20 protein-coding genes are annotated in these 25,111 nt (G+C 71.6%); 11 read left to right on the forward strand and 9 right to left on the reverse strand.

The genetic code is table 11. The annotated features are described in order from the left end of the window. On the reverse strand, window positions 1-564 hold the full coding sequence (locus tag K7C98_RS36855) for a sugar O-acetyltransferase (RefSeq protein ID WP_346660331.1): 564 nt from the start codon (window positions 562-564) through the stop codon (window positions 1-3). A gap of 302 nt (window positions 565-866) precedes the next feature. On the opposite strand from K7C98_RS36855, the gene K7C98_RS36860 reads away from it, so the two are divergent. Both K7C98_RS36860 and K7C98_RS36865 read left to right on the forward strand, forming a co-directional pair. Continuing rightward, a complete protein-coding gene (locus K7C98_RS36860) occupies window positions 867-1,283 on the forward strand; it encodes a hypothetical protein (RefSeq protein WP_224196571.1) in 417 nt (138 codons plus the stop codon). A 446-nt stretch (window positions 1,284-1,729) separates the two neighbouring features. Further along, window positions 1,730-4,201, forward strand: a complete 2,472-nt coding sequence (locus tag K7C98_RS36865; RefSeq protein ID WP_224196572.1) for a PAS domain S-box protein — start codon at window positions 1,730-1,732, stop codon at window positions 4,199-4,201. 143 nt (window positions 4,202-4,344) lie between these two features. On the opposite strand, the gene K7C98_RS36870 is transcribed toward K7C98_RS36865, so the two are convergent. Continuing rightward, entirely contained in the window at window positions 4,345-4,764 is a 420-nt protein-coding gene (locus tag K7C98_RS36870; protein WP_224196573.1) for a hypothetical protein, read from the reverse strand. Between the two features lie 364 nt (window positions 4,765-5,128). Beyond that, entirely contained in the window at window positions 5,129-5,716 is a 588-nt protein-coding gene (locus K7C98_RS36875) for a hypothetical protein (RefSeq protein ID WP_224196574.1), read from the reverse strand. A 10-nt stretch (window positions 5,717-5,726) separates the two neighbouring features. On the opposite strand from K7C98_RS36875, the gene K7C98_RS36880 reads away from it, so the two are divergent. The 3 genes from K7C98_RS36880 (at window position 5,727) to K7C98_RS36890 (ending at window position 9,468) form a co-directional block, all read left to right on the forward strand. Then, window positions 5,727-6,173, forward strand: a complete 447-nt coding sequence (locus K7C98_RS36880; RefSeq protein ID WP_224196575.1) for a hypothetical protein — start codon at window positions 5,727-5,729, stop codon at window positions 6,171-6,173. A 315-nt stretch (window positions 6,174-6,488) separates the two neighbouring features. Beyond that, complete coding sequence (locus K7C98_RS36885; RefSeq protein ID WP_224196576.1) at window positions 6,489-7,610, forward strand: hypothetical protein; 1,122 nt, start codon at window positions 6,489-6,491, stop codon at window positions 7,608-7,610. Window positions 7,611-7,995: 385 nt separating this feature from the next. Continuing rightward, window positions 7,996-9,468: a PAS domain-containing sensor histidine kinase gene (locus tag K7C98_RS36890; protein ID WP_224196577.1), complete on the forward strand. Its 1,473-nt coding sequence runs from the start codon at window positions 7,996-7,998 to the stop codon at window positions 9,466-9,468. A gap of 268 nt (window positions 9,469-9,736) precedes the next feature. Here the strand turns inward: K7C98_RS36890 and K7C98_RS36895 are convergent, their stop codons facing one another. The 3 genes from K7C98_RS36895 to K7C98_RS36905 form a co-directional block, all read right to left on the reverse strand. Then, window positions 9,737-9,961 carry a hypothetical protein gene (locus tag K7C98_RS36895; RefSeq protein WP_224196578.1) on the reverse strand — a complete coding sequence of 75 codons (225 nt, stop codon included), beginning with the start codon at window positions 9,959-9,961 and terminating at the stop codon, window positions 9,737-9,739. A 160-nt stretch (window positions 9,962-10,121) separates the two neighbouring features. Then, window positions 10,122-11,921, reverse strand: a complete 1,800-nt coding sequence (locus tag K7C98_RS36900; RefSeq protein ID WP_224196579.1) for a c-type cytochrome domain-containing protein — start codon at window positions 11,919-11,921, stop codon at window positions 10,122-10,124. 139 nt (window positions 11,922-12,060) lie between these two features. Next, window positions 12,061-13,437, reverse strand: coding sequence for a sigma 54-interacting transcriptional regulator (locus K7C98_RS36905; protein WP_224196580.1), 1,377 nt, complete (start codon window positions 13,435-13,437; stop codon window positions 12,061-12,063). A gap of 162 nt (window positions 13,438-13,599) precedes the next feature. On the opposite strand from K7C98_RS36905, the gene K7C98_RS36910 reads away from it, so the two are divergent. After that, entirely contained in the window at window positions 13,600-14,553 is a 954-nt protein-coding gene (locus K7C98_RS36910) for a tetratricopeptide repeat protein (protein ID WP_224196581.1), read from the forward strand. Window positions 14,554-14,563: 10 nt separating this feature from the next. After that, entirely contained in the window at window positions 14,564-15,337 is a 774-nt protein-coding gene (locus tag K7C98_RS36915; protein WP_224196582.1) for a hypothetical protein, read from the forward strand. A 144-nt stretch (window positions 15,338-15,481) separates the two neighbouring features. On the opposite strand, the gene K7C98_RS36920 is transcribed toward K7C98_RS36915, so the two are convergent. From K7C98_RS36920 to K7C98_RS36930, 3 genes are all read right to left on the reverse strand, one after another. Further along, window positions 15,482-16,588: a hypothetical protein gene (locus tag K7C98_RS36920; protein WP_224196583.1), complete on the reverse strand. Its 1,107-nt coding sequence runs from the start codon at window positions 16,586-16,588 to the stop codon at window positions 15,482-15,484. A 47-nt stretch (window positions 16,589-16,635) separates the two neighbouring features. Beyond that, on the reverse strand, window positions 16,636-18,795 hold the full coding sequence (locus K7C98_RS36925; protein ID WP_224196584.1) for a serine/threonine protein kinase: 2,160 nt from the start codon (window positions 18,793-18,795) through the stop codon (window positions 16,636-16,638). 551 nt (window positions 18,796-19,346) lie between these two features. Continuing rightward, window positions 19,347-20,045, reverse strand: coding sequence for a peptidylprolyl isomerase (locus tag K7C98_RS36930; RefSeq protein WP_224196585.1), 699 nt, complete (start codon window positions 20,043-20,045; stop codon window positions 19,347-19,349). 547 nt (window positions 20,046-20,592) lie between these two features. On the opposite strand from K7C98_RS36930, the gene K7C98_RS36935 reads away from it, so the two are divergent. The 4 genes from K7C98_RS36935 to K7C98_RS36950 all read left to right on the forward strand — a co-directional run bounded on the left by K7C98_RS36935 (window position 20,593) and on the right by K7C98_RS36950 (window position 24,702). Then, window positions 20,593-20,964: a hypothetical protein gene (locus tag K7C98_RS36935; RefSeq protein WP_224196586.1), complete on the forward strand. Its 372-nt coding sequence runs from the start codon at window positions 20,593-20,595 to the stop codon at window positions 20,962-20,964. Window positions 20,965-21,108: 144 nt separating this feature from the next. After that, window positions 21,109-22,356 carry an MFS transporter gene (locus K7C98_RS36940; protein ID WP_224196587.1) on the forward strand — a complete coding sequence of 416 codons (1,248 nt, stop codon included), beginning with the start codon at window positions 21,109-21,111 and terminating at the stop codon, window positions 22,354-22,356. Next, entirely contained in the window at window positions 22,325-23,635 is a 1,311-nt protein-coding gene (locus K7C98_RS36945; protein WP_224196588.1) for a glycosyltransferase, read from the forward strand. Before K7C98_RS36940 ends, K7C98_RS36945 begins: the two co-directional genes overlap by 32 nt. Beyond that, window positions 23,635-24,702, forward strand: a complete 1,068-nt coding sequence (locus K7C98_RS36950) for an ABC transporter substrate-binding protein (RefSeq protein WP_224196589.1) — start codon at window positions 23,635-23,637, stop codon at window positions 24,700-24,702. The genes K7C98_RS36945 and K7C98_RS36950 overlap by 1 nt, the downstream gene beginning before the upstream one ends. Window positions 24,703-25,111: the final 409 nt, after the last annotated feature.

Consider the following 25,111-nt stretch of genomic DNA (forward strand, 5'->3'; position numbering starts at 1 on the left):
TCAGCGCTCGTCGAGCCGGCGGATCACGCGACAGGGATGGCCGCCGGCGAGCACGCCGGCCGGGATGTCGCGGGTGACGACGCTGCCGGCCGCGATCGTGGTGTCGGCGCCGATGGTGACGCCCGGGCAGACGATCACGCGGCCGCCGAGCCACACGCGGTCGCCGATCCGCACCGGCCGCGCCGACTCGAGTCCCGTCATTCGCTCGGCGGCGAGCAGCGGGTGGGTGGCCGCGTAGATGTGCACCCCGGGCCCGCACAGCACGTGCGCGCCGATCTCGACGGCGGCGCAGTCGAGGATCACGCCGTCGAAGTTCATGTAAAAGCCGTCGCCGACGCTGATGTTCGCGCCGTAGTCGCAGCGGAACGGCGGCTCGATCTCGATGTTCGGACCGCACGCGCCCAGCAGCTCGCGCAGGATCGCCACGCGCGCCGCGGGCTCGTCCTCGCGGGTGGCATTGAACGCGTGCGTCAGCCGACGCGCCGACCGCCGCAGGGCCACCAGCTCGGTGTCGGAGGCCAGGTACAGCTCGCCGGACAGCATCTTCTCGCGTTCGCTCGCCACGCCGGCACTGTGGCCGCGCTCTCGCGCGTGGGCGCGCGAATCGTCGCCAAATGGATCGCGTCCGGCGATGAGTCGACGCGGCGGTCGGCCGGCGGGGCTGCGGCGCAGGGCGCGGAGCTCCACGGCCGGCGCGACGGGCCCGTCCGCGACCCGCGATCGCCCCGAGTCGCAACACGACGGGACTCGAGAGGAACGGCGTTCGATGACCTCGCGCGTGCAACGCCGGCTCGGGCCGACAATTTCATCACCGACGTGGTGACAGGCGTGGCCGCGAGTGGTGTCATAAGATCACGCCCCACGCCATGACGACTTCGCTTCCGTCCCTGAGTCTACCCGTCATCGCCGGGATGACGGCGCTGCTGCTGTCTGCGTGCTCCGAGCCGGACACTCCGCTCCTCGAGCGCGTCGTGCGGATCTCGCCGGACGCCGGCGAAGACGACGAGTACCTCGGTTGCAAGGGGGGCGGTGCGCTCGTCACCGCCGGTGGCGAAGGCTACGTGCTGAACATCGAGCGCGAGTTCGAGAGCGGCTGGTCGACGCGGTACCGCGTGTTCGCGATCACGGACGAGGGGGAGAAGACGGCCGTGCTCGTCGACCACAGCATCGGCGAGAATTTCCTCGCCGGCGAGGACGCGCTCGTGCTGCCGTTCTCGGCGCGAGGGACGAGCTTCGAGCTGCGGGTGAGCGTCGACGGCGACGGCGTCTTCGAGTGCGGCTGATCCGATGAGCGGGTGACCAGCGACGGTCGCGTGGTTGCGAGTCGGCGAGGTTCCGCGTGACCTGTCCGCGAGGACAGCAAGTGTGACGCTCGCTCGCGCAGGTGTGGCTGCTGCGCCTCCCGACTTCATGGTTGAACGAGCATGTCCGATCGAGCATGTGACGCGGGCTGCGCTGCCTGCGCAGATCGGCGCCGGCACGCGGTCTCGCCCGGGTGCCGGCGCGCTGCAGGCGACGCGCGGGCGCGCGGCGTCCTCGCCGGCCGGGAGCCGCGAGCATTCCTCCGACGGCGGCCGGCGAGGCCTCGTTTCGGCCGGGCGCCCGGGACGCACGCGCCCGTCGCGGCCGACGCGTCCGTGCGACGACTCGCAGGACGAGCGAGCGGACGATTTGCTGGGATTTTAACCGTGCCCGCGTCGCCCACGTCCGCAACTGTACAGGCGTCGTCGTGCTGTCGTTCGGCTCAGCAGGTCAACGGAGCGAATTGTTCGACGAGCTGGAACGAGTGGGGCCGTTCCTGTTCTCGCTGCTCGAGAACATCCCGGACATCGTGTGCATGATCTCGGGCGACGGCGTGGTGCACTTCGTCAACCGCGCTCGGCCCGACCGCGCCCCGCTCGAGATGGTCGGCGAGAGCATCTATGAATATTTGGCGCCCGAGTCGCACGAGGCCGCCCGGGCCTGCTTCGCCCGCGTGGTCGAGACGGGCTCGCCGGGGTTGTTCGAGGCGGCCGGCTTCTGCGGCCAGGGCGAGGCGGCACGCTTCGAGACGCGGGTCGGTCCGGTCGAGCACGGCGGCCGCGTGGCCGCGCTGACGCTGATCGCCAGCGACATCACGCAGCGGATCGAGATGGACCGGCGGCTGCGGGACAGCCGCGACGCGCTCGAGTTCGCGATCGCGGCGACCGGCCTGGGTCTGTGGCACGTCGATGTCGAGACCCGCGAATTGGTGTGGGACGAGGGTACGCTGCGGATCTACGGCCGCACGGTCGCGCCGCGCGACTACCGGGCGGGGATCGAGGCCGTCCACCCCGACGATCGCGCCGTCGTCGACGCCGGGGTGCGCGAGAGCCTGAGCACGGGGACGTTCGCCGACCTCGAGTATCGCATCATCCGTCCCGACGGCGGCCTCGTGTGGGTGCTCGCCCGCGGGAAGGCCATCCGCGACGCGAGCGGTCGGGTCATGCGGCTGCTCGGCGGGGTCATCGACATCACGGCGCGCAAGCGGATCGAGGAGGCGCTGCAGAGCAGCGAGGCGCGCTACCGGACCTCGATCGCGGCGCTCGAGGAGGGCATCGTCCTGCAGGACGCCGAGGGCACGATCCACACCTGCAACGCCAGCGCCGAGCGACTCCTCGGCCTCACGCAGGCGCAGATGTGCGGGCGGACGTCGCTCGATCCGCGCTGGCGGTCGGTCCACGAGGATGGCTCGCCCTTCCCCGGCGACACGCACCCGGCGAGCGTCACGCTCAGCACCGGCGAGCCGCAGTCGGGGGTGATCATGGGCGTCCACAAGCCCGGCGGCGAGCTGACGTGGATCTCCATCAATTCGCGGCCGCTGTTCCTGTCGGGGCCGACCGCGCCGAGCGCGGTGGTGACCTCGTTCTTCGACATCACCGAGCGCAAGCGGGCCGAGGCCGAGAACGCGCGGCTGCTGGCCGAAGAGCGGGCGGCGAGGTCGCGCGCCGACCTGCTGGCCGAGACCAGCAAGCTGCTGGCCTCGTCGCTCGACGTCGTCAGCGCGCTCGAGGAGGTCGTCCACCGCTGGGTGACGAGCGCCGCCGACCTGGCGCTCGTCGAGCTGCTCGACGAATGGGGCGAGTTCGGGCCCGCGCACGCGATCGCGATCGCGGCCGACGACGCGACGATCGAGGCGCCTTACCTCGAGCTGCGGCGGCGGGCGCAGTCCGAGCATTGTCCCCTGACCGAGGTCGTGCGCGAGGCCGCGGTGCGCCTCGTCGCCGGTCGCGGCGACGGCGTGGCCGACCCGCTGCCGGGGCTCCCGGCCGGCGAGGGCCTGGCCGAACGCATGCGCTATCGCTCGACGGTGATGATCCCGCTGACCGCCCGGGCCGAGCCGCTCGGGCTGCTGGTGCTCGCCGCGCGCACGCGGACGTTCGGCCCCGACGACCTCGCGCTCGGCGAGGAGCTCGGGCTGCGGATCGCCCAGGCCCTCGACGTCGCCCGCCTGTACGGCGAGATGCAGACATCGCTGCAGAAGCGCGACGAGTTCATCGCCGTGGCCTCGCACGAGCTGCGGACGCCGCTGACGCCGGTGGTGCTGCAGCTCGGGCGCCTGGTGCAGCAGACCCGGCGCAGCGACGCGCTGGCCAGCGCCGAGGTCGAGCCCAAGCTGGAGCGGATGCAGCGGCAGATCGATCGCATGCAGCGGCTCATCGAGGAGCTGCTGGACGTCTCGCAGATCACCCGCGGTCACCTCCACCTCGAGCTCGAGGACCTCGACCTCGTCCCACTCGTGCGCGAGACGGTCGACGGCTTCGCCGACAACCTGGCGCGCGCGGGCTGCCGGTTGCACCTCGAGATGCCGCCCGAGCTGCGCGGCCGCTGGGACCGCACGCGCATCGAGCAGATCATCGGCAACCTGCTCTGCAACGCGATGAAGTACGGCGCGGCCCAGCCGATCGACGTGATCGTCCGCGAGGAAGAGGACGACCGGGTGTCGCTGTCGGTGGCCGACCGCGGGATCGGGATCTCGCTGCAAGACCAGGCGCGGGTGTTCCAGCGGTTCGAGCGTGCGGTGTCGGAGCGGCACTACGGCGGATTCGGCCTCGGGCTGTGGATCACCCGCCACGTCGTCGAGGCGATGGGCGGGACGATCAGCCTGACGAGCACCCCGGGCGTCGGCTCGACCTTCTGCGCGTGCATCCCCCGCCACGGACCGCCCGCGGCGACGACTTGATTCGCGATTGCTCGCGGTCGCGAGGGCCCGCGCGAAAGCGGGCGAGTCGACGCATTGGCGCGCCGTGACGCTTGTTTGCTGCCTGTCTTGACGCGCGACCGGTGTGTGATTGCCTCGCGGCGGTCGTTCGCGGGCGCGATAGGTCAGAATCGGGCGCCGAGGACGAGGGTGCCGCCGTCGAGGAAGCGGGTGGGCGCGACGCCGAGACGCAGCCGCTTCCCGAGCCTGAAGCCGTCGGCGCCGACTCGCTGCGGAAGCCGGCCGTCGCGCACGTACTGCACCGTGCCGACGATGGCCATCGTCAGCGCCGACAACTGCAAGACCCCCGGCAGCGCGATCAAGGACCGTATTCCGTGTTTCCACCCCGCGGGGATCGCCATGAAGGGGCCGACGACCGGGATGTACAGCCGGTAGACGCGTGGGTCGGTCTCGGGTTCCGAGTAGCAGCTCGACTCGAAGCAATACCCCGCGTCGGGGCCACCGGAAACGTCGACCGTCGTGATCGCGGTGGCGCCTACAGTGGCGAGATAGAACGCGCCGAATACGGTCCAGCCGGCGATCATCAGGCCCTTGCGGCGGATTCGCGGCGCGGGGGGCGGGGGGAGCGGGCCTGCGGAGGGCAACGCGTAATAGGACCCCGGCGGCTCCGTCGATGGCGTTTGGACCATGTCCAGAGGAGCATGTGGTGCAGGAGCGGCGAGCGCGTCGGCGGGCGTGAGGCCGAGGGCGAGCGAGACGGCGAGCGGCGCGGCGCGGTGGTGCACGACAGGCCCCGAAGCTGCCCCGAGCGTGCCCCGGGGCCGCGACCGCGTCAAGCGCGTACGCGGTCATGTTCCTCGTTCGACAGCGGGAGCCTCGGAGGGCCCGGCCGTAAACCACCGACAGCGGGTGTGCTCGACATCGGTGCGCGGCTGCCGATCGCGGGTCTCAGCCCGGCGCGGTGCAGCACACCGCGGTGACCGTCGCCGCCGCTCGATACCGGACACGTCCCGGCAATCGCCTTCCCGCGAGCGCGTGTCCAGTGTAGCATGACGGGATGAATTGCTGGCTTCGGACTCGCTGCGCTCCCGCTCTTTGCTGTTTGTTCACTGTCGCCGTCGCCTGCGGTCCGACCCCGGCCAGCGAGACGACGGCCGACACCTCGAGCGGCACCACGCCCGCGGAGTCGAGCAGCGGCGGCACTCTCACGGGGCCGACGACGGGTACGAGCGAGACGAACGCGACGACGCTCGCACCGACGAGTACGACGACGAGCGGCACGACCGGCGAACCGACGGGCACGACGACGGTCGACCCGACGGGTGCGACCACGGCGATCTCGACGACCGGGCCCGGCACGGGATCGACCACCGAGTCGGTGGATTCGACGACGACGGCCGGGTCCAGCAGCAGCAGCACGACGTCCGACACCGGGCTCCCGGCGGTCTGCCCGACGGCCGTCGATTGTCTGCCGGTGTTCTTCGAGGACGAGAACGGCCAAGATACGGACGAGGTGTCGGGCTGATTGCTGTGCAACGAAAGGACCGTGTATTACCGCGAGGTGGCGCTGGACTGCGCCCACGAGGTGTTCTGGCCGGCCTGTGACGGCCAGCCGGGTAGCTGTGCCACCGACGCCGACTGTCCCGGCAACGAGGTGTGCGCCGATGTTTGGGGGTCGTGCGAGTGCGAGAGTCAATGCATGTCGGACAGCGATTGCGAGGACGGCCAGATCTGCATGTGCGCCGGCGGGGGTAACGGCGGCTGGCTCGCGCTCAAGAACTGGTGCGTGCCGGCCGGCTGCGCCGGGCCCGAGGACTGCGCCGACGAGTGCGGCTGCCGCGGCTCCCAGTTCTTCTGCGGCACGCTCGATATGGCCGCCTGCCCGACGCCAGCCGACGAGTGCCACGACAACGCCGATTGCGGCGGCCAGAACTGCGCGTGGGAGCCCCAGGAGCAGCGCTGGACCTGCCAGGAGTGGGGCTTCTGCGAGTGAACCGGCGATACCGGGCGATGCCCCGTTCGCGCGGGGCCATGCGTCCACAATTCAGGAGCGACAGGTAGATATGGGGTCGCGGGCCGTTCACCCGGTGCCACGATAGGATGACAACCTCGTCATGCGCCGAGGCTGGCATTGGGCCCGGGTGCGAAAGCGCTCGGAGTTGCCAGCGGCGCCTGTCCTCGTGAGGTTTATAGGGGGGTCGTCCGGCGAACCGCGCCGCTGCGCCCGTAGCTGCCCGAGAGGCGCCCGGGCCGTACTCGCAGGTGCACTCGACATCGGGCCTCGCGTCTGGATATGGTGTGGGGGACCATGCGATACCCCTCGACTGCTCGTCTCTGTACTGCGCTGCTCGTCGTCGCCTGCGGCGAGACTGACGACAACCGGAACCCGCAACAGACGTCTGCGGGCTCGATCACGGCGGTCCCGGGGATCACGGTGACCGCGCCGGGGACCAGCGAGACGACGGATCCGGGCGGGACGATGGGGGGGACCTCGGACTCGGGCGAGGTGACGGAGACGTCGCCGGCCAACCCGACGGGCAGCGAGGGGGTCAAGTTCGACGTCGGCGAGGAATCCGGCGGTATCGACCCCAACCCGATGACGGGCGAGCCGATGGGCGGCTGTCAGAAGATCGACTTCCTGTTCGTGGTCGACAACTCGGGCTCGATGGCGGAGGAGCAGGCGGCCCTGGCCGCCAGCTTCGACGGCTTCATCACGTCGATCCAGAACACCGTGATGGCGGAGGACTACCACATCATGGTGATCGACACGGACGCGGGGAACGCGTTCCTGCAGGAGTGCCTGGTGCTCTGCTCGTTCTTCCCCGAGTGCGAGGGCTACCCGTGCAACAACCTGCCGCAGCCGACCGGCTGCGACGCGTCGCTCGGGGTCGGGCTCACCAAGGACCCGAGCGACAACGAGTGCGGGATCGTCGGCGGCAACCGCTACATGGTCGACGGCCAGCCGAACCTCGCCAGCACCTTCGAGTGCGTGGCCAAGGTCGGGACCAACGGCGACGGCAGCGAGCGGCCGATGGAGGCGATGGTGACGGCGGTGGGGACGCTCAACAACGCCGGTCAGTGCAACGAGGGCTTCCTGCGCAAGGACGCGCTGCTGGTCGTCACGTTCATCACCGACGAGGAGGACGACGCGGAGTCGAACGGCAACCCCGTCGGCTGGAACGCGGCGCTGGTGGCGGCCAAGTACGGGCTCGAGCAGAACATCGTGGTCCTCGGCCTCATCGGCGACCCCGACCAGCCGAACCCGGTGTGCACCGGCCAGGCCGAGGCGTCGCCGCGGCTGCGACAGTTCGCCGAGTCGTTCACGTACGGCAGCTGGGGCTCGATCTGCTCGCCCGACTACGCGCCGTTCTTCGACGCGGCGGTCAGCGTGATCGACACGGCCTGCGAGCAGTTCGAGCCGCCGGGCTGAGGCCGGCCGGCGAGGGGAGCGGTCCTCCACGAACACGAGCCGCAGGTCTTGATCGCCCTCGCGTACTCGCCGCGAGGTCGCTCTCTCTGCGGGGGTCGACGAAAACACGGACAGCGGCGATGGCAGTTCGCGGTCTCGGGGGCGCGAGGAGCGGCCTGGCGGTGTGCGCCGATTCGTGGTCTCGCTCGCCGGGCGTTTGCCCCGCGCCCGGCGGGCCGCGGTGAATCGGTCGAGATCATCGTCGCCGGTCGCTCGACGACGAGGGCGGCGAGTCGCCCGGGAGCGATGTACCAGTGGCGCCCGAGAGCCGCGGCGTCCGCGGCGCCGCCGCGGCGGTCGCGTGAACTTGCGGCGCTGCCGGACGCGAGGATACTCCTCGACGATGATGGACCGGCAGCACCTGCTGGAGTTCACGCATGAGGCCGTCATTGCGCTCGATGAAGCGGAGCGCATCACGTTCTGGAACCGCGGCGCCGAGCGGTTGTACGGCTGGGCCGCCGCCGAAGCGCTGGGCCAGCGCTTGCCGGATCTCCTCGGCGCCGAGGCATTGCGCGACGCGTCGGTCGCCTTGCGGTCGCTCGGGGGCGGAGAGACGCTGACGCGCGAGTTCGTGTCGCGGCGGAAGGACGGGACGACGAGGTGGGTCGAGGGCAACCGGCGCGCCCTCGTCGACGACGCGGGCCGGCTCGTCGGTTGCGTGGCGGTGCATCGAGACGTCACCGCCCGGAGGCTCGCCGAGACCAAGCTGCGCGAGAGCGAGGCCCGGATGCGCGCGCTCGTCGACGCCTCGCCGCTCGGCATCTCGGTCATGGACCTCGCGGGCCATCCCGTGTTCTACAACCCCAGGTGCGAGGAGCTGCAGGGCCGGAGCTATGCCGAGTCCCGGGGCCGGGGCTGGACGGAGGCGATCCATCCCGAGGACCGTGAGTGGGTGGTGTCGTCCTGGTACGGGGCCGCGAGCGGGGGACAGCCGTGGGCCGAGACCTACCGCTTTTTGCATCGAGACGGCCGCGTGGTCTGGGTGAGCGGCCGCGCGGCGCCGATGTTCGTCGAGGGCGAGCCGGTCGGCTACGTCGGCACGCTCGAAGACATCACGGCGCTGAAGCAGGCGGAGGCGGACCGCGAGCGGCTGCTCACCGCCGAGCACGAATTGCGTGTGCACGCGGAGCGAGCCACCCGCCAACGCGACGAGACGCTGGCCGTCGTCGCGCACGACCTGCGCAACTTCATCAGCGCGATCTTGCTGTCCGTGGCCCGCCTCGAGCGGCCGACCCTCGCGGAGGACGAGCGCGCCCGGCGAGTCAGCGCCATCAAGCGCTCCGCGGAGGCGACGGAGCGCCTCATCCGCGACCTGCTCGATGTCTCGAGGATCGAGGCGGGCACCTTCGCCATCGAACCCGCCCCGGTCGACTTCGCCGCGCTGTTCCGCGGGGTCGTCGAGCTCATGCAGCCGCGAGCCATCGAGCGGGGGGTCGCGCTGGAGTACGTGATCGCCGACGGCGATCTGACGGTGCGCGGCGATCGCAGCCGGCTCACGCAGGTGCTCCTGAACCTCCTCGACAACGCGCTCAAGTTCACGCCGGCCGAGGGGCGGGTGAGCCTGCGGGCCCGCCGGATCGCAGGCCAGGTGGAGGTCACGGTCGAGGACACGGGCCTGGGGATCGAGGCGGAGGTCCTGCCGCACATCTTCGACCGCTACTGGCAGGTCCATCGCACCTCCCGCGCCGGCGCCGGCCTGGGGCTGGCGATCGCCAAGGGCATCATCCAGGCGCACGGCGGCGAGATCTGGGCCGAGAGCACCCCGGGACGCGGGACGGCGCTCCGCTTCACTGTACCCGGTGCTCCCGCGCCGGCGTGACCCCGGGTGAATGTCGATCCACGGTCGTCGGGCGACGTCGTGCGGCGCTCGTGTCGACGCACCGTCGAGTCCATGTATTTTATGACATGTCGCAATGGACATGCCTGAATAGACACGTACACAGACGGACGCGCTCCGTCGTCGCGGGGAGCATGGGCGAAGCCTCGCGCGATTCACACGGCGGGCCACGAAACCGCGCCGGCGTGCGCGCTCGAGTGCCACGAATTGTCGATCGACGACGAGGATCGGACGGCCGTCGACGCGCGGCTCACCGGTGCGCCCGGTGTGGGTATTCGTGGGGGTCGGTGCGGGCGAGGCGGTGGACCGATTCGTTGTGCGCCCTGGCCAGCGCGTCCTTGCTGGCAGCCAGCGCGCGGCTGGCGTCGGCGATGTTGACGACGGTCATGTAGAGGACGAGGAACACGGCGATGGCGCCGAGGAGGCCGCCGACCGAGAACCGATGAGTCGTGGGGCGCGGGTTCCGGGACGTCATGGGATTGCTCGTGGAATCTCCAGGGTAGTCGCCGGGTGAGCGTCGTCAGCTAAAAATACTCTCAACATTCGCGAGCGAGCCCCGCGTGGCCAAGAGGCCCTCGAGCGGCCTCGGGGCGCGGCGGGGCGGGCGCGGCGCCGTGTCGGCCTCGCCTCCTCGGTCACGCGGGAGTGCAGCCGGCGGGCAGGACGTCCTCGCCGGGGAGGAGGACGCACAGGCTGGCCCGGTACAGCCCGGCGAGCTCGTCGCGCGTCATGGTGCCGGCGCGCAGCTTGTCGAACACGCCGTCGAGGGCTCCGAGCTCGAAGCTGAATTCGCGGGGCGTCATGCCGACTTCGGCGGCGACGCGCTCGAGGCCGAGGTTGGCCTCGAACTGCAGCGACAGGCCGTAGATGGGCTCGGGGGTGGGGGAGGTGACGCCGAGCCGGAGCAGGCGGTCCTGGAACTGACGGGCGTCGGCGCCCTGGTCGGCGACGGCGCCGTCGGGGTCGGCGAACAGGAGGTCGATGAGGTCGCGCTCGCCCTGTTGAAAGTTGTTCTCGACCCCTTGATAGAACGCGTAGAACTCGTCGGCCCTGGTGATGATGCCGGCGGAGTGGCACGACATGCACGACACGCCGACGCGGACGACGGCGTCGCGCTGGCCGAGATCCTTGACGACGTTGGTCGGCGCATCGGGGATGAGCTCGTCGGCGGCGTTGGAGATGGCGTAGCCCTGGAGGCCGTTCGGCAGGGTGAAGATCATCTCGCCGCCGTCGGCGACGAAGTCGGTGGGGTTGGTGAAGAGGTTGGCCGCGCCGCTCTCGCCGGCGAAGTCGAAGCTGCGGTAATAATAGGAGCCGAACGAGGGGCCCGAGTAGCGGTCGAAGGCGCGGTTGTTCTGCGAGACGCCCGAGTCCTGGACGATGACGCGGGAGACCTCGCCGGCGGTGACCGCAGCTGCTCGATCGGTCAGGCCGATGAAGGGCAGCCGCTCGAGCGCGGCCACCGAATTGTCGGGCGCGCCGGCGTGCGGGAGCTGCAAGATCTTGTAGTAGAGGTTCAGATCGGGGTCGACGCCCGCGAGCGCGCCGCCGGCGGCGACCTGCAAAAAGCTGTCGGCCGGCTGGAAGGCGAAGGCGCTGCCGGCGAGCGCTCGCAGGTCGTCGGCGGGCCCGCGCTCGAACCCGACGGCGAACGGATTGAACGCGGCGACGGTGTCCCACAGGTCGCTGGTGACGAAGTTGGGGTTGGCGTCCCAGCCGTAGTCCCGCAGGTCGATGCGGAAGATGGTGCGGCGCTCGTCGATCGCGACCGGCTCGGCGAGCGTGGGCTGCAAGGACAGGCTGTTGACGCCCTTGGCGATGGCGGTCCGGTAGAGGTCGAGCTCGCGGTCGCACATGCCGGCGTTGTGGAGATGGGTGAGGGTGAGGTAGCGCGTGTGGATCCGGTCGGCGTCGTCGACCTGCTCGAAGATGTCGCGGCTCATCGCCGCGATCATGTCGTCGAAGCCGACGAAGCCGTTGTCGCAGGCCTGCTCGCCCGGCAGCGCGCCGGCGGTGATCCAGCGGCGCACCAGCTCGATCTCGGCGGCCGAGGGGCGGGCCGCGACGCCGGCGGGCGGCATCGGGTTGGCCTCGTCGGTCAGGCGTTGGTAGATCTTCGAGGCCGCGGGGTCGCCGGCGACGACGAGGCCGCGCTCGACGATCGCGGCCAGGTCGTCGATGATGCGAATGTTGCCGCTGCCCGGGCTGTCGGGCCCGTGACAGTCGACACAATAACTGGCGAACACGGCGCGGGCCTCCTCGGGCAGCGGCGCGGGCGCGTCGGGCAGCTCGGGTTCGACCGCGGTGGTCGAGCCGAGCTCGCCGGTGTCGGTCGCGTCGTCGTCGAGCGGCGCTCCCATGGCGCAGCCCGAGGCGACGACGACGTGCAGCAAGAACGATGAGGCGGCGAGGCGGGTCGAGCTCTGGTCACTCATTCGCGGGACTCCTGTTAGGCCCTGCTTCAGCAAGACCGGAGCCCGGCATTCGCCTGCAATTCTCGGCAGATCGAAATGGTGGCAGGAGCGGGGCCCAAGCGGGCTTGGGGTCCGGCGCCAATGCGCGTTGGGTCGGCGCTCAGGGGCGCAGGCCGAGGCGCTTGAGGGCCAGGCGGAGGCCCTCGGGGGTGAGGCCGGCGGCGCGCGCGGCGAGCACCTTGGTCGGGAAGCGCGCCAGCAGCTCGGTGAAGTAGGCGCGCTCGAATTCGCCGACGGCGGCGGCGTGGGGGTGGAGGAACCACTCGTTGGCGCTGCCGCGCCCGCGCGGCTCGGCGATCAGGTCGAGGTCGGCGGGGGCGATCGCGTCGCCCTCGGCGAGCCAGTAGGCGCGCTCGATGACGCTGCGGAGCTCGCGGACGTTGCCGGGCCAGGTGTGGGCTTCGAGCGCGCGACAGGTCTCCTCCGTCAATACGCGGTGCGCGCCGGACTCGGCGATGCAGGCGGCCAGGAACGCCTCGGCGAGGAACCGGACGTCGCCGTCGCGCTCGCGCAGCGGCGGGACCGCCACGGGGAAGCCGTTGATCCGGTGCCACAGGTCCTCGCGGAATTGGCCCTCGCTGACCATGTGCTGGAGGTCGCGGTGGGTGGCGAAGACGACCCGCACGTCGACGGGCCGCGGCCGGTGCTCGCCGACGCGGACGACCTCCTTCTGCTCGAGGACGCGGAGCAGCTTGGCCTGCAGCTCGAGCGGCAGCTCGCCGATCTCGTCGAGGAACAGCGTGCCGCCGTGGGCCTCCTCGAAGCAGCCGCGGGTGTCGGCGACGGCGCCGGTGAAGGCGCCGCGGCGGAAGCCGAACAGGATGCTCTCGGCCAGCTCGCGCGGGATGGTGGCGCAGTCGCGGGCGACGTACGGCCCGGCGCTGCGCGCGGAGCGGCGGTGGAGCGAGCGCGCGACCAACTCCTTGCCGCTGCCGGTCTCGCCGCTGACGAGCACGCGCGGGTTCTTGTGCTGGGCGATCCGCTCGAGCCGCGCGAACATGGCCCGCATCGCCGGGCTGCGCCCGAGCAGCTCCTCGAACTGGTCGGTGGTCGCCAGCGGCACCTCGACGGCCTCCGCCGCGACCAGCTGGATCTGGGTCTGCCCGGCGCGAAAGACCGTCCCGGGCTCGATCCAGGCCTCGCGCACGCGGTGGGACCCGAGGTAGATGCCGTTGAGGCTGCCGAGGTCGCGCAGGAGGACGCCGCGGCTGGTCCGCACCAGCTCGAAGTGACTGGTGCTGATGTGGTCGTCGGCGAGGACGAGCTCGTTGACCGCCCCGCGGCCGCCCTTGATCGAGAGCTTCTCCTCGAGGTCGACGCTGAGCTCGCGCCCGCGGTCCGGACCCTCGCACACCCGCAAATTGACGCGCCCGAGCCGTCGCATGCTGCGCCCGGGGCCGCGGCCGGTGAGCGGCCGGGTGGGGAGACCTTCGCCGGGATCGGCGCTGGCCGGAGGATCGTCGTCGTGGGTCGTCATGCGTGCTCTCGAACCCCTGTCCTGGTTGGGGCGGCGGCCCAACTCGCGTTGGGTCCGGCGCCGGCGCGGTCTCCCACCGCGTATCATCTATTCGTAACTCATCGATAATTTTGCGCGCGTCGCCAGCTCGAGGGCTGCAACGAGGTCCGGTGAGGTCCCATGATGTACACCGACTTCGAATACCAGCCCACTCGAGCCTTTCGTCGCGACGAGCTGCCGGGGCTCTGCGCGGTGATGGACGGCGAAATTGCCGACGAATCGGCGAGCGCACCGCCGCCGGACAGCCAGGCCGACCGCGATCTGGCGTTCGCCGATTCGCTGGACGCGCAGGGCCGAGCCGAGGCGTCCCGCGGGCGATTTCGAGCGGCCCGCGCCTTTCACGAGCAGGCGATGGAGCTCCGTCGCACGCACCACGGCGAGGCCGACCCACGCCTGCTGTGGTCCTTTACGTGGCTCGGCGAGCTGTCGTACCGCGAGGGGCTGGTCGAGGAGGCGCGGTGGTTGCTCGCGCAGGCCCACCAGATCGCCTGCAAGCGGTTCCAGCCCGATGACCTGCAGTTCGCGGTGACGCTGCACAACCTGGCGGTGGTCGCCCGCAAGGCCGGAGACCACGTCGAGGCGACCCGCCTCGGCGAGCAGGCCCTGGCGATCAAGGTGGAGCGGCTCGGCTGGGAGCACGCCTCGGTGGCGCGCACGCTGTGCACGCTCGGCAATCTGGCCCGCCTCACCAAACGACGCCGGGTCGCCCTGTGCTACTTCGACCGGGCGCGCACGATCTACGAGAAGACCGAGGGCGGGGTGAATGCCGGGCTCGCCACGGCGCTGGTCGGAATGGCGCGAGTCCACACCAGCATGGGCTCGAAGGTGTCGGCGCGGTTCCTGCTCGAGCGGGCGCTGCAGATCCGCGAGGCGGTGTCGGTGCCGCCGGCGCAGAGCGCAGGGGTGCGGGTGCTGCTCAGCCAGGTCCTCGACGACGACGACCGCACCGCGGCGCACGAGCTGGTCCACGCGGCGCTCGACGAGTACGAGCGCCACGAGTCGGCCCGGCCGGAGCTGCTCGAACACCTGCGAGGCCTGGCGCGTGACCACGAATCGCGGCGCAAGGCGGCGAACTGAGGCGACGGCCATGCGCAGAGTGTTCTTCTACACGGTCATCGCGGCGGTCGCGTGGTCCATGGCGGCGCCCCGCGGCGCGCTCGCGCAGGAGACGAGGCCGCCGCCACCCCCGCCTCCGCCGGCGCCGGTCACGGAGGCACCGCCCATCTCGGTGTCGGCTGCTCCTCCGCCGGCGCTGCCGGCGAACGCGGCCGCGCAAACCCCGGCGGCCGCGGCCAGGCCCGCGATGGTCTCGCCGCGCGACGATTCGCGTCGTTCGCTGCGCACGGGGCTCCTGATCGGGAGCGTGGTGACGCAGGCGATCGGGGTGGGCCTCGACCTCGCGACCGCCCGCGCGGTGGCCGACCGCTGCGAGCGCGCTGGCGAGGCGTGCCGACCCGGCGGCGGCGAGATGCTCGGGGTCGGCCTCGGCGCGCTCGCCTCGTACGTGACGAGCTTCGGCCTGGCCGCCGGGCTCGGCTACGTGCAAGGAGGCCTGCGCGCGGCGAGGTCGCCCGCGACCACGATCGGCCGCACCCGCGCGATCGCGTGGGTCGGCGGACTGCTGGTGGGCGCGGGGCTGGTGGGCGCGGCGTGGTCGGGGTTGGAGACCCAGGCGGCCTGTGACAAGGCCGGCTGCGACCCGCAGCGCGCGCTCACGGCAAGCCTGGTGCGCGGGGCGTCGACGCTGTCGGCCTCGCTCGGCGTCGGGATGCTGAGCTGGCGCGAGGGGATGCGTCGGGTCCACACCGGGCTCGCGCTGGGCCCGGGGCGGATCGGGGTCGCGGTGCGGCTGGCGTTCTGAACGAATTTGCGTGGTCTTCGGCGATGTCTGCGCGAACCGACAGGGTCCGCGCAGACATCGTCGCGAGCGCATCGTCGTTGCGACAAGACGCCTCGCGTGTCGCGGGCCGGCGCGGCCGATTCGACGTCGCGCCGCGCTCCCGAGTCATCGTGTCGCCGGCGTCTTCTTGGGGTTTCGCTTCTGCTTGCGGGCGACTGCCGCGACCACCACGTCCGCGATGCGGAGCAAGTCGACGCCGAGTCCACCCTGGATCATCGGATAGGCCTTCCGATAATGGACGGGGGTCGACGTGAGGCGCAAGGTCGGGCACAGCATTCCGCTCAAGAAGCAGACATGGAGGCCGCCTCCGCCGTACGCCCCGGCGAAGTTCGGCTCGTTCATGACGTCGACGCTGACGAGGCCCATGCCGACGGTGACGAACGGGTTGATGGAGAAGCCGGGAAATCGCTTGAACGGGACCAACTGCAGCTCTGCCACGGCTCCAAAGCTGGTCATCCCGCCGTTTCCGGGCCAGTCAGGCTGAGCCGTCACGAACTTGTCCAGGCTCATGCGGCTGAAATACGGGCCGAAGAGGACACCTATCCGTGTGGACCCGCCCGGGAAGTACCTCGCCAGGGCTTCGAGGCGAAGGTACCAGCCACGGTGCGTGAGATGATTGCGCGCGATGTCGTTATCGACGAAAGCAGCGGTGCCTCCCCCCGCCTCGACCCGGAGCGCCAGGTGCCCGAGGGATGTGTTCGTCAGCGGCCCCTTCGGGGTGACCTCGCCGTCGTAGACCACCGAGCCGACGCTCGTCCGCGGGCGCCCCGGCTCGGTCCTGGGGGACTTCCGCTCGTGCTCGGCGAGTTCGGCCTCACCCTCCTTGATCCGTGCGTCGAGGGTCGAGAGCGTCTCCGTTCGATCGGGCGGCACGTGCCTCCTCAATCCTCGCAGCGCCGCGAGGGCCTCGTCCAGCGCCCTCCGCGAGCGTGGATCGCAGCGATAGGATTGACGGTATGCCTCGACCGCCTGAATCACGAGGGGAACCAGGTTGTCCGTCTTGATCTGGAGCTCGGCGCGGGCGATGTCGATTCGCGTGATATGGATCAGCGCTATTTGCTCGGCGATGCGCGCACCCTCCGGATCGGGGACTCCGGGCTGTGTGCAGTGCTTCTGCAGCCGCGCCTCCTCGACACGAGCGGCGCTGTCCAGCGCCTGCACCTGGGCGAGGGCGTCGTTCCCCGCGGCGCAGGCGCGCTCGGGCCAGAGCACGAGGGCGCAGAGGACAAGCGCGATTGGAATATGAGGCGACCATGATTTCATTGCTTCACCGTGTAGCTATAGGAGAACTTGGCCTGGAGGTCTGTCGCGCCCTCGAACGAGCCCACGAGGCTCCTGGCCAGCTTCTCGACGCATTTGTCCTCGTCCAGGGGCACGTGCGGGCCGTTCGGCTCGACATCGAGGATTGCGCCGGTCTTCGTGTCGACGTGGAAGACGATCTGGTACTCGGCGCGATCGAGGCTCGAGAGCACGCTGATCTTGCACTCCGAGCGGATCTTGCCGGCGATACGCCCGGCCATCGTCTTCATCGTCTTGCTGACGGGCGCGGGGGCGGCGGGAGGTTCTTCGTCGATCGCCGGCGGCGATCCAGGGGTGGCTGGATTTGTCGGGACGGTCTTCTCTGGCGGCGTCCGACTGGCGGGCGGGGGCGGTTCGGCGCCCCGGCCCTTGCCTCGGGTCACCGTTCGCCTGGTGTCGGCGCCGGTCGGCTCCGGCTCGACCATCGGAGGCTGGGCCGGCGGCTGGGTGGGCTGGGTGCCCGGCTCTGCGCTCGCTGGGGGCTCGGGCTCGGGGGGCGTCGGCTCCGAGGGCGCCTCGTGGGTGGTTCGAGGATTCGCGGCAGTCGAGGCGGGTGCCGGCTCCGACGGACTCGTCGCGAGTGAAGACGGCGAGCCGGACGTGAGCAGGGCCGAGTCGCCGGGACGTGCGGCCTCCGGCGCGGCTTCGCCTGCAGCGTAGGACGACCAGAGCGTCCACAGGGCGGCGAGGAGGCCGAGACCGCCGATGCCGAACACGACGGCGGCGATCCGTCGCCTCGCGCCGCCGGTGCGCACGAGCCCCGGGACGGTGGCAGAGTCGATGGACATCGACGCGCGCGGGGCCGACTCGTGCGCGCCGGGTCGCGGAAGGTCGGGGGAATCATCCGCACGCGCGATTCGAGGTCCCTCGCGGAGGGGTAGGGGGACCGCCGCGGCTGGCCCGCGGGGATCCTTGATCTGCGTCGGGTCATCGAGCTCCTGGGCGGCGCCGCTCGAGGGGTGGGCAGAGTAGACGAAGACGGACGCGTCCTCGGGTCGGGCGATGATTGGCGCCGCGATGGTGGCGCCGGGGAGCCGCGGGGCGGGCGGTCGCGCCATCACCGTGGGCGAAGATTCGGCGTCCGCGTCGAGGACGCCGACCGGGTCGCCCTCACGGCGGGTGACTGCTTGTGCGTGGTCAGGAGAGCTCGGGAGCGGCGGGGCGGGTCGTGGCGCGGTCTCGGTGGTCGACGGCGGGGGCGGGGGCGACGGGAGGGGCGGCACCGCCTTCGCGGTGGACGCCAGTTCGGGCGCGCGAGAGCGGACGCGGACCGTCGTGGTCTCGTCGCCGTCGACGGGCGAATCCTCGGGCAAGGCCGAGAGCGCGGCAGCGACGCCGCGGGCCTCGTCGAATCGAACCGTGGGCTCGCGCGCCAGGGCGCGGAGGACGATGTCCCGGGCCGCGGACGTCAGGCCGATCTTCTGCAGCGTGACCGCGTTGGCGGCGGTGTTGGCCGCGGGTAGCTGGCCGGTGAGGAGCTCGAACGCGATGACCCCGAGGGCGTAGATGTCGATACGGCGATCCGGGTCCGCGCCGCACAGGTATTCGGGGGCCATGTATGGCAGCGTGCCGAGCAGGACGCCGGCCTGCGTGAGTTCCTGGCGATCCTCGCCGATCGGCTTGGCGACGCCGAAGTCGAGCAGCTTGACGAAGTCGGGGCGACCAGGACGCGGGTCGAGCACGATGTTTTGCGGCTTGAGGTCGCGGTGGATGACACCGCGGTCGTGCATGGCGTCGAGGGCGTCGCAGACCTGCAGGACGATCGCCCGCGTGCGCGCCCACGGGAGCGGGCCGTCGCGCTTCAGCAACGCCCGCAGGTTGGGGCCGCGGAGGTGCTCCATGACGAAGTAGAGGTCGCCGGAAGGGGTCTTGCCGGTGTCCTGGACGCGGACGATGTGATCGTGGTGAAGTGAGCCGATGAGCCGCGATTCGCGGTAGAAGCGGGCGATCTCGGAGGCGTCGAGCCGCGCGGTATTCTGCAGGACCTTGATCGCCACGTCGGTACCGAGGTGGACGTGCCGGGCGCGATACACGGCGCCCATGCCCCCGCGGCCGAGCTCGTCGAGCACCTCCCACCGCTCCGCGAGCACGGTGCCGATCAGCGCCTGGTTACCCGTCATGGGGCGAGAGTAACCGGAGCGCCCGTTCCGGGCCAGGTTCTCGCATTCGGCCGGATCGCGGTCGCAACCCGCATCGCGCCGCCCGTGCTGGCCGGTTCGAGCGCGACCGCGATGGTCGTTCGCTTCGGGGCGAGCGATGGTCCAGACGGGTCGGAGAACGGCGGACGTCATGCTTCGGCTCCCGTGGAGGCGCGGTCAGTGTCGGCGGGCGTTGGGGGAAATACGGCGGCGGTGTCGTTGCATGCGATCGGCGAGGGCGGGAGGCGGAGGAGGCGACGGGTGTGGGCGCGGGGTCGTGCGCATGCTGCGTCCCCGGTCTTTGCAGCGCTCATGCTGCAAGGACGAGCCGGAACTGCCTGGAATTCCGGTGGAAACGGGCGATGCGTGGGGCCGGCGGAGGGGCGGCCCCAAGATGCATTGGGTCGCGGACCCAACCGGCGTTGGGGTAGGCCGGCTGTATTGCCCGGCCAGCGCCGACGGGCCCTCCGTCCGCGTGTGCCGGGCGACGGGCCGTTCGAGACATGTACTTCAGGACATGTCCCGAGAGGGACTCACTCGCACGACGCGGCGGTGATGATGACGTCGGTGACCGGGACGTCGTCGTAGTCGCCCTCGCTGCCGGTCTGCACCGCCGAGATCGCGTCGCGGACGTCGAAGCCCTCGACGAGCACGCCGAAGACGGCGTAGTCGCCGTCGAGGAAGTGCTGCGGGCCGTCGCAGATGTAGAACTGCGAGGTGGCACTGTTCGGATCGTCGGTGCGGGCCATGGCGATGGCGCCGTCGACGTGGGTGAGCGCGGGGCTGATCTCGAGCGGGATCGGCGGGTCGGTCGGCTTCTCCGTCAGGTCGGGCAGGAGGCCTCCGCCCTGGAGGACGAACCCGTCGAGCACGCGGTGGAAGATGGTGCCCTCGAAGAAGCCGGTCTCGATGTAATGGATGAAGTTCTCGGTGGTGAGCGGGGCGTTGACGGCGTCGAGCTGGACGACCATGTCGCCCATCGTCGTGACCAGGCGAACCCGCGGGGCCAAACCATCGCAGAGGCTCGGCCCCGGTCCGGTCGAGGGTTGGTGGGTGGTCGAGGTGGGCGCGTCGGTGGTGCCCGTCGACTCGACGGTGGTGGTGCCGGTAGTGGTGGCGCCGTCGGTGGTTGCCATGGTCGCGCTGACGTCCCCGGTGGTCTTTTCGCCGCCGTTGCAGCCGGAGACGAGGATGAGGAGGACGGAAGCGAAGGACAGGGCGCGGACGGGCATGGGCGGTAACGATGCCGGGCGGCGATCGGGGGCACAAGCGCCGGGCCGCGGGAGGGCGGTGCGCGGGGCGACGTCGAGGGGTGCGCGACGATCGGTGGCACGAGGGGCCGCGCTGCGAGGAGCCGGCGCACGGAGGCGGCGAGGTGAAGTCGCGCGGCCATCGGCAACACCCGGATCCGGACGGCGGGCCGCGGGGCCGAGACGAAGTTGCGCAGGGGCCGGCGGCACGAGGTCGGCGCCGGCGCGACTCGCCGAGTTGCGGAGGCGACGGCGCGCATCGCCGAGTTGCGGAGGCGACGGCGCGACTCGCCGCGTTGCGGAGGCGACGGCGCGAATCGTCACGAGCCTGGACACGCGAGGCGGGCGGGCGCGGGGCCGGCGAGCAGACGGGTCGGGGCGCCGCGGGGCGACGGCGGCGCCCGCGGAGTCGCGCGGCGGCGGCTCGCGCGACGCGGGGAGGCGCGAGCCGGAGCGGGTTGAGAGATGGATCGCAGCGGGCGGGCGCGCGGGCGGGCGCCTCCGCGGGGCGGTGCTATCGTCGCGGTCGATGTCTTACTCGGTGCGCGCATTCCCGTTGTGCAGGCCGGTCGACGAACTGATGGCATTCGTGGCCGAGCTCCAGGGCCCGCGCCGCGCCGAGGCCGAGGCCGCCTACCGCCGTTACGGGGTGCTCTACGACAGCTGGCACCTGCAGCACACGCCGCACGGGCCGTGGGTGCTGGTGGTGACGATGGTCGAGAGCCGGGCGAAGATCGCCGAGTACGCGGCCAGCACCAGCCCGTTCGACGTGTGGTTCAAGTCGACGATCCTCGAGCTGTCGGGCTGCGATCCCAACGAGACGCCGTTCGGCCCGCCGACGACCGAGATCTTCGAATGGGCGAGCGCGAAGATGGCGGCGACCTGCGCCGGGATCGAATGACGACAGTCGGGCGCGGACCCGCTGTCTGATGTCCCAAAGGACATGTGGTCCGCCGGGGCGCGGCGATCGCGGGGCGGACGATCGTGCGCGCGTGGTTCGTCGCCGCCGTCGCCGCGACCTCTGGCATGATGGCCGCGGCGGGCGATGGGGGACGGGAGCACGAGCGTTCGGCCCGGAGGCGGGACCGCAGGGCCGGACGCGACGGAGCTGCCGTGGCGCGACGCCCGGTTCGCCGGCTTCTTCGTCGCGGCGAGCCTGGGGCCGATCGCCTCGATGGCGCTGCGCTTCGTGCCGGGGCACCTCGAGCGCGGCGAGCATTCGCCGGCGATCATCGGCGAGGTGATGGCGGCGTCGACCCTGGGCGGGCTGGTCGCGCTGCCGCTGGCGGGCTGGCTGGCGCACCACCGCCTGCGGGCGATGCTGATCGGTGGCGCGCTGCTGCAGGCCGTGGGGCTGGTGTGCGCGGGGACGGCGGCCGACAGCGTCGGCGGGCTGGCGGCGAGCGTGGCCCTGATGAGCCTCGGCACGGCCCACCTCGACGTCGGGGTGATGGCGGCGGTGGTGGCGTCGGTGCCGGCGAACCGCAGGCCGCAGGTGCTGGCGTATTACTTCGCGTTCGTCAGCCTGGCGCGCAACGTGGTCGGCTCGGCGCTGGCGGAGTGGCTCGGCGCGCGCTGGGGCTTCGCGGCGATGTGCCACGCGCTGGCGGGCCTGGCCGCGGCGCACGCGATCGTCCGCGTGCGCATGCCGGCGCCGGCGGTGCTGGCCGAGGAGACCGAGGGGACGAGCCGCGAGTTCTGGCGCGACGTCACCCGGCCGCGCGTGCTCGTGCTGGTCGCGGTGTTCACGCTGCTGTCGATCCACTACGTGGCCCAGGAGTCGTTCATCACCGCGCTCGCGGCCCGGCGCGCGCTCGGCAGCGTGACCCCGTTCTTCGCGGCGTACTTCGCGGTGATCGCCTGCGGTCGCGCGGCCGCGGGACACCTGGTCGATCGCCTCGGGCGCGGTCCGGTGGTGGTGGCCAGCGCGTTGCTCCTCGTGGCGGTCGGCGGCGGGCTGGCGGAGGTCCACACGCAGGTCGGGACGATCGCGCTCGGGATCGTGACGGGGCTCGGCCATCTGCTGTTGTGGCCCGCGCTCTACGCGACGTTCTACGACCGGGTCCGCGGGCGCGGGATGGTCAGCGCGGCCCTGAGCGCGGCCCTGGCCCTGGCCGGATTCGTCGCCGAGCTCGGCCTCGGCGAGGTCGCGGCGCGGGGCGGTTACAGGGCACTCTATTGGGCGACCGCCGGCTGCGCGACGCTGGCCGCGGTGCTGGTGCTGCCGCTGGCGCGCTGGATGGCGCCGACGCACGAGGAACATGGCGCGGATCCTGATCCACACGCTCCGTGAACACGGGCACCTGCTGCCGACGCTGAAGCTGGCGCGCGGGCTGATGGCGGCCGGACATCGCGTCGAGTACCTGCTGACGCCGGCGTGGCAGGGCTTCGCCGCGGCGCGAGGGATCGTGATGCGGCCGTACCTCGCGGACATCTTCCCGGCGGCGGCCGAGTCGGCGTGGCCGCAGATGAGCCGCGAGGCGCGCGAGGCCGACGCGGCCCGCCGCAACGAGGCGCGCGTGCAGTTCATCGTCGGCGGCGGACTCGACGCGGTGTACGAGGCGGCCCAGCCCGACCTGATCCTCGCCGACGCGTACGACGTGTCGATCCCGATCGTGGCGCGGCGGCTCGGGATCGCGGTGGCGTCGCTGTCGCCGTCGTGCTTCCAGGGGCGCGAGCCGGGGGTGCCGCCGCTGTGCAGCGAGGTCGCGTGGGGGCCCGACGCGACCGCCCAGGCGGCCGCGGAGGCGGCGTGGCAGCGGCTGGCGGAGGAGCGCCGGCGGGCGACGGACGGGTGGTACCCGCGCTACGTCGAGGCATTGCTGGCAGCGTACGAATTCCCGCGCGAGGAATTGTCGTGGGACGGGGCGATCGCGCCGGACTTCCCGCGACTGCCGCAATTGATTCTGTGCCCGCGGGCGTTCGAGTTCCCGCGCGCGTTGCCGCGGCGCTGCCACGACGACATCGCCAGCGTGACGATCGACGACGAGAGGCCGGCGCCCGAGCTGGACGAGTGGCTCGCGCGCCGGCCGCTGGTCTACTGCGCGCCCGGGTCGCAAGGCTTGTGGCGGCCGCAGCACCATTCGCTGTACGAGCAGGTGTTGACATTGGCGGCGCACCGACCGGACCTGACGTTCGTGCTCGCGTGCGACGCGGAGGCGCGGGCCCGCCACGCCGGCTCGGCCCCCGGCAACGCGCTGGTGCTCGGCTGGGCGCCGCAGCACGCGCTGCTGCGCGCGGCCTCGGCGATGATCTCGGTCGGCGGCATGGGGACGATCAAGGAGTGCCTGTGGCACGCGGTGCCGATGGTGCTGGCGCCGCAATTCAACCCGTTCGACGCGCAGGGCAACGCGGCGCGGGTGAAGCACCACGGGCTCGGGGCGGTGATCGGAGGGGAAGAGGTCATGGCGGCAGGGCTGGAGGCGGCGATCGATCGCGCGATCGCGGGGCAATATGCGGAGGGGCTGGCGCGGATCCAGCACCAGCTGCGCGCGGTCGAGGCGAGCGACCGCGGGGTGGTGCTGGTGGAGCGACTGCTGCGCGGCGAGTCGCTGGCGGCGGAGGCGTCGTGATGGACGCAGGATTCACGGTCGCGCCGGGGCAGCCGATCCGCTTCGGCTGCCACGCGCCGCTCAGCGGGCCGATGGCGATGTTCGGCGAGATCGCCGCGGCCGCGCAGGCGCTGTTCGCCGAGGTCAACGCGGCCGGAGGGGTGCACGGGCACGCGATCGAGCTGATCGTCGGCGACGATCGCTACGATCCGGCGGCGACGCCGGGGGTGGTCGAGCGCCTGCTCGCGGAGCACGCGTTGTCGGGGTTCTTGATGTGCGTGGGGACGCCGCCGCACCTGACGGTGATCGATCGTCTGACGGCGGCGCAGATCCCCGACCTCGCGGTGGTCACGGGGGCGTCGTCGATGGCCGAGCCGGCGCGGCCGAACATGTTCGTCGCCAACGTGCCCTACGAGGCGAACGGACGCGCGCTCGGCCGGCACGTGGCCGGGGTCGCGTGCGTCGGGGCGATCACGTATGACACCGACTTCGGCCGCGACTGGATCGCCGGGTTCGCCGCGGGCCTCGGCCGCGCGCCCGAATGTGTGCAGTGGTTGGCCCCGGGGGAGCCGATCGAGCCGGCGGTCGAGCGGGTGCAAGCGTCCGGGGCGGCTGCGGTGCTGGCGGTGGTGCGGCCGGAGCAGGAGGCGCAGGCGATCCGGCACGCTGCCGGCCGCGGGTTCCGGCCGCGCTGGCTGGTCGGCTTCGTCGACGGGCTCGACGCGATGCTCGGGGCGCTGGGGGAGGGGATCGTCGGTTCGCACTGGCTGCACATGGCCGAAGGGGCAGATTCCCCGGCGATCGCGGCGCACCGCGCATTGATGGCACGCCGCGCGCCGCGGAGCGAGGTCACCGGGACGACGGTGGGCGGGCAGGCGCTGGCCGAGCTGACGGTCGAGTTGCTGCGCCGCGCCGGACCTTCGCCGAGTCGGAGCGCCGTGCTGGCCGCCCTCGACACGTTTGAAAAGGGGGACTGGCGCAGCCCGCTGATGCGGGTGAGCCCGCGCAAAGATCGGCGGCGGCCGGTGATCTTCGGCGAGGTGGCGCTGCTGCGATTGACGGCGGGGGCCTGGGTCGAGGCGCTGTGAATGGATGAGCCTCGCGCAGGCACGGTGTCGGACAGCGTGGTCATCAGGTGGACACCGCGCGGCTCGATCGGGAACCCACCGATCCCGACGCGTTCATCGGCCGTTGCTCGTGTGGGTCAATGCCGGTCGGATCCACGGGAATCGCCGCGACCCTCGTCCTGGTCGGCGGGACCCCGCCAGACGAGACCACGCCGTCGTGTCTGGAAAGGCGAGCGATGTCACGGGCGAAGTCCTGGGGCCACGGAAGGCCGGCGAGCGGATCGACTGCGCGTCCGTCTCCTCGAGAGCCGTCAACGGGCCGGTAGCGATGGACGCAGGACGGGGCGTCATGCCGTCCGGCTTTTCGCGTTTGCTCTTGCCATGATTGTCGAGGAGCTCGTGCCGAGCACCCGGCGGAGGTGACCCGCAG

The sequence above is a fragment of the Nannocystis pusilla genome (genome assembly GCF_020073745.1).
GTDB classification, from domain to species: domain Bacteria; phylum Myxococcota_A; class Polyangia; order Nannocystales; family Nannocystaceae; genus Nannocystis; species Nannocystis radixulma.

Coding starts and splice junctions, on each gene's coding strand:
- K7C98_RS36860 (WP_224196571.1), top strand. CDS start 867: ATGACGACTTCGCTTCCGTCCCTGAGTCTACCCGTCATCGCCGGGATG.
- K7C98_RS36870 (WP_224196573.1), bottom strand. CDS start 4,764: ATGATCGCCGGCTGGACCGTATTCGGCGCGTTCTATCTCGCCACTGTA.
- K7C98_RS36885 (WP_224196576.1), top strand. CDS start 6,489: ATGCGATACCCCTCGACTGCTCGTCTCTGTACTGCGCTGCTCGTCGTC.
- K7C98_RS36890 (WP_224196577.1), top strand. CDS start 7,996: ATGGACCGGCAGCACCTGCTGGAGTTCACGCATGAGGCCGTCATTGCG.
- K7C98_RS36895 (WP_224196578.1), bottom strand. CDS start 9,961: ATGACGTCCCGGAACCCGCGCCCCACGACTCATCGGTTCTCGGTCGGC.
- K7C98_RS36900 (WP_224196579.1), bottom strand. CDS start 11,921: ATGAGTGACCAGAGCTCGACCCGCCTCGCCGCCTCATCGTTCTTGCTG.
- K7C98_RS36905 (WP_224196580.1), bottom strand. CDS start 13,437: ATGACGACCCACGACGACGATCCTCCGGCCAGCGCCGATCCCGGCGAA.
- K7C98_RS36910 (WP_224196581.1), top strand. CDS start 13,600: ATGTACACCGACTTCGAATACCAGCCCACTCGAGCCTTTCGTCGCGAC.
- K7C98_RS36915 (WP_224196582.1), top strand. CDS start 14,564: ATGCGCAGAGTGTTCTTCTACACGGTCATCGCGGCGGTCGCGTGGTCC.
- K7C98_RS36925 (WP_224196584.1), bottom strand. CDS start 18,795: ATGACGGGTAACCAGGCGCTGATCGGCACCGTGCTCGCGGAGCGGTGG.
- K7C98_RS36930 (WP_224196585.1), bottom strand. CDS start 20,045: ATGCCCGTCCGCGCCCTGTCCTTCGCTTCCGTCCTCCTCATCCTCGTC.
- K7C98_RS36935 (WP_224196586.1), top strand. CDS start 20,593: ATGTCTTACTCGGTGCGCGCATTCCCGTTGTGCAGGCCGGTCGACGAA.
- K7C98_RS36940 (WP_224196587.1), top strand. CDS start 21,109: ATGGGGGACGGGAGCACGAGCGTTCGGCCCGGAGGCGGGACCGCAGGG.
- K7C98_RS36945 (WP_224196588.1), top strand. CDS start 22,325: ATGGCGCGGATCCTGATCCACACGCTCCGTGAACACGGGCACCTGCTG.
- K7C98_RS36950 (WP_224196589.1), top strand. CDS start 23,635: ATGGACGCAGGATTCACGGTCGCGCCGGGGCAGCCGATCCGCTTCGGC.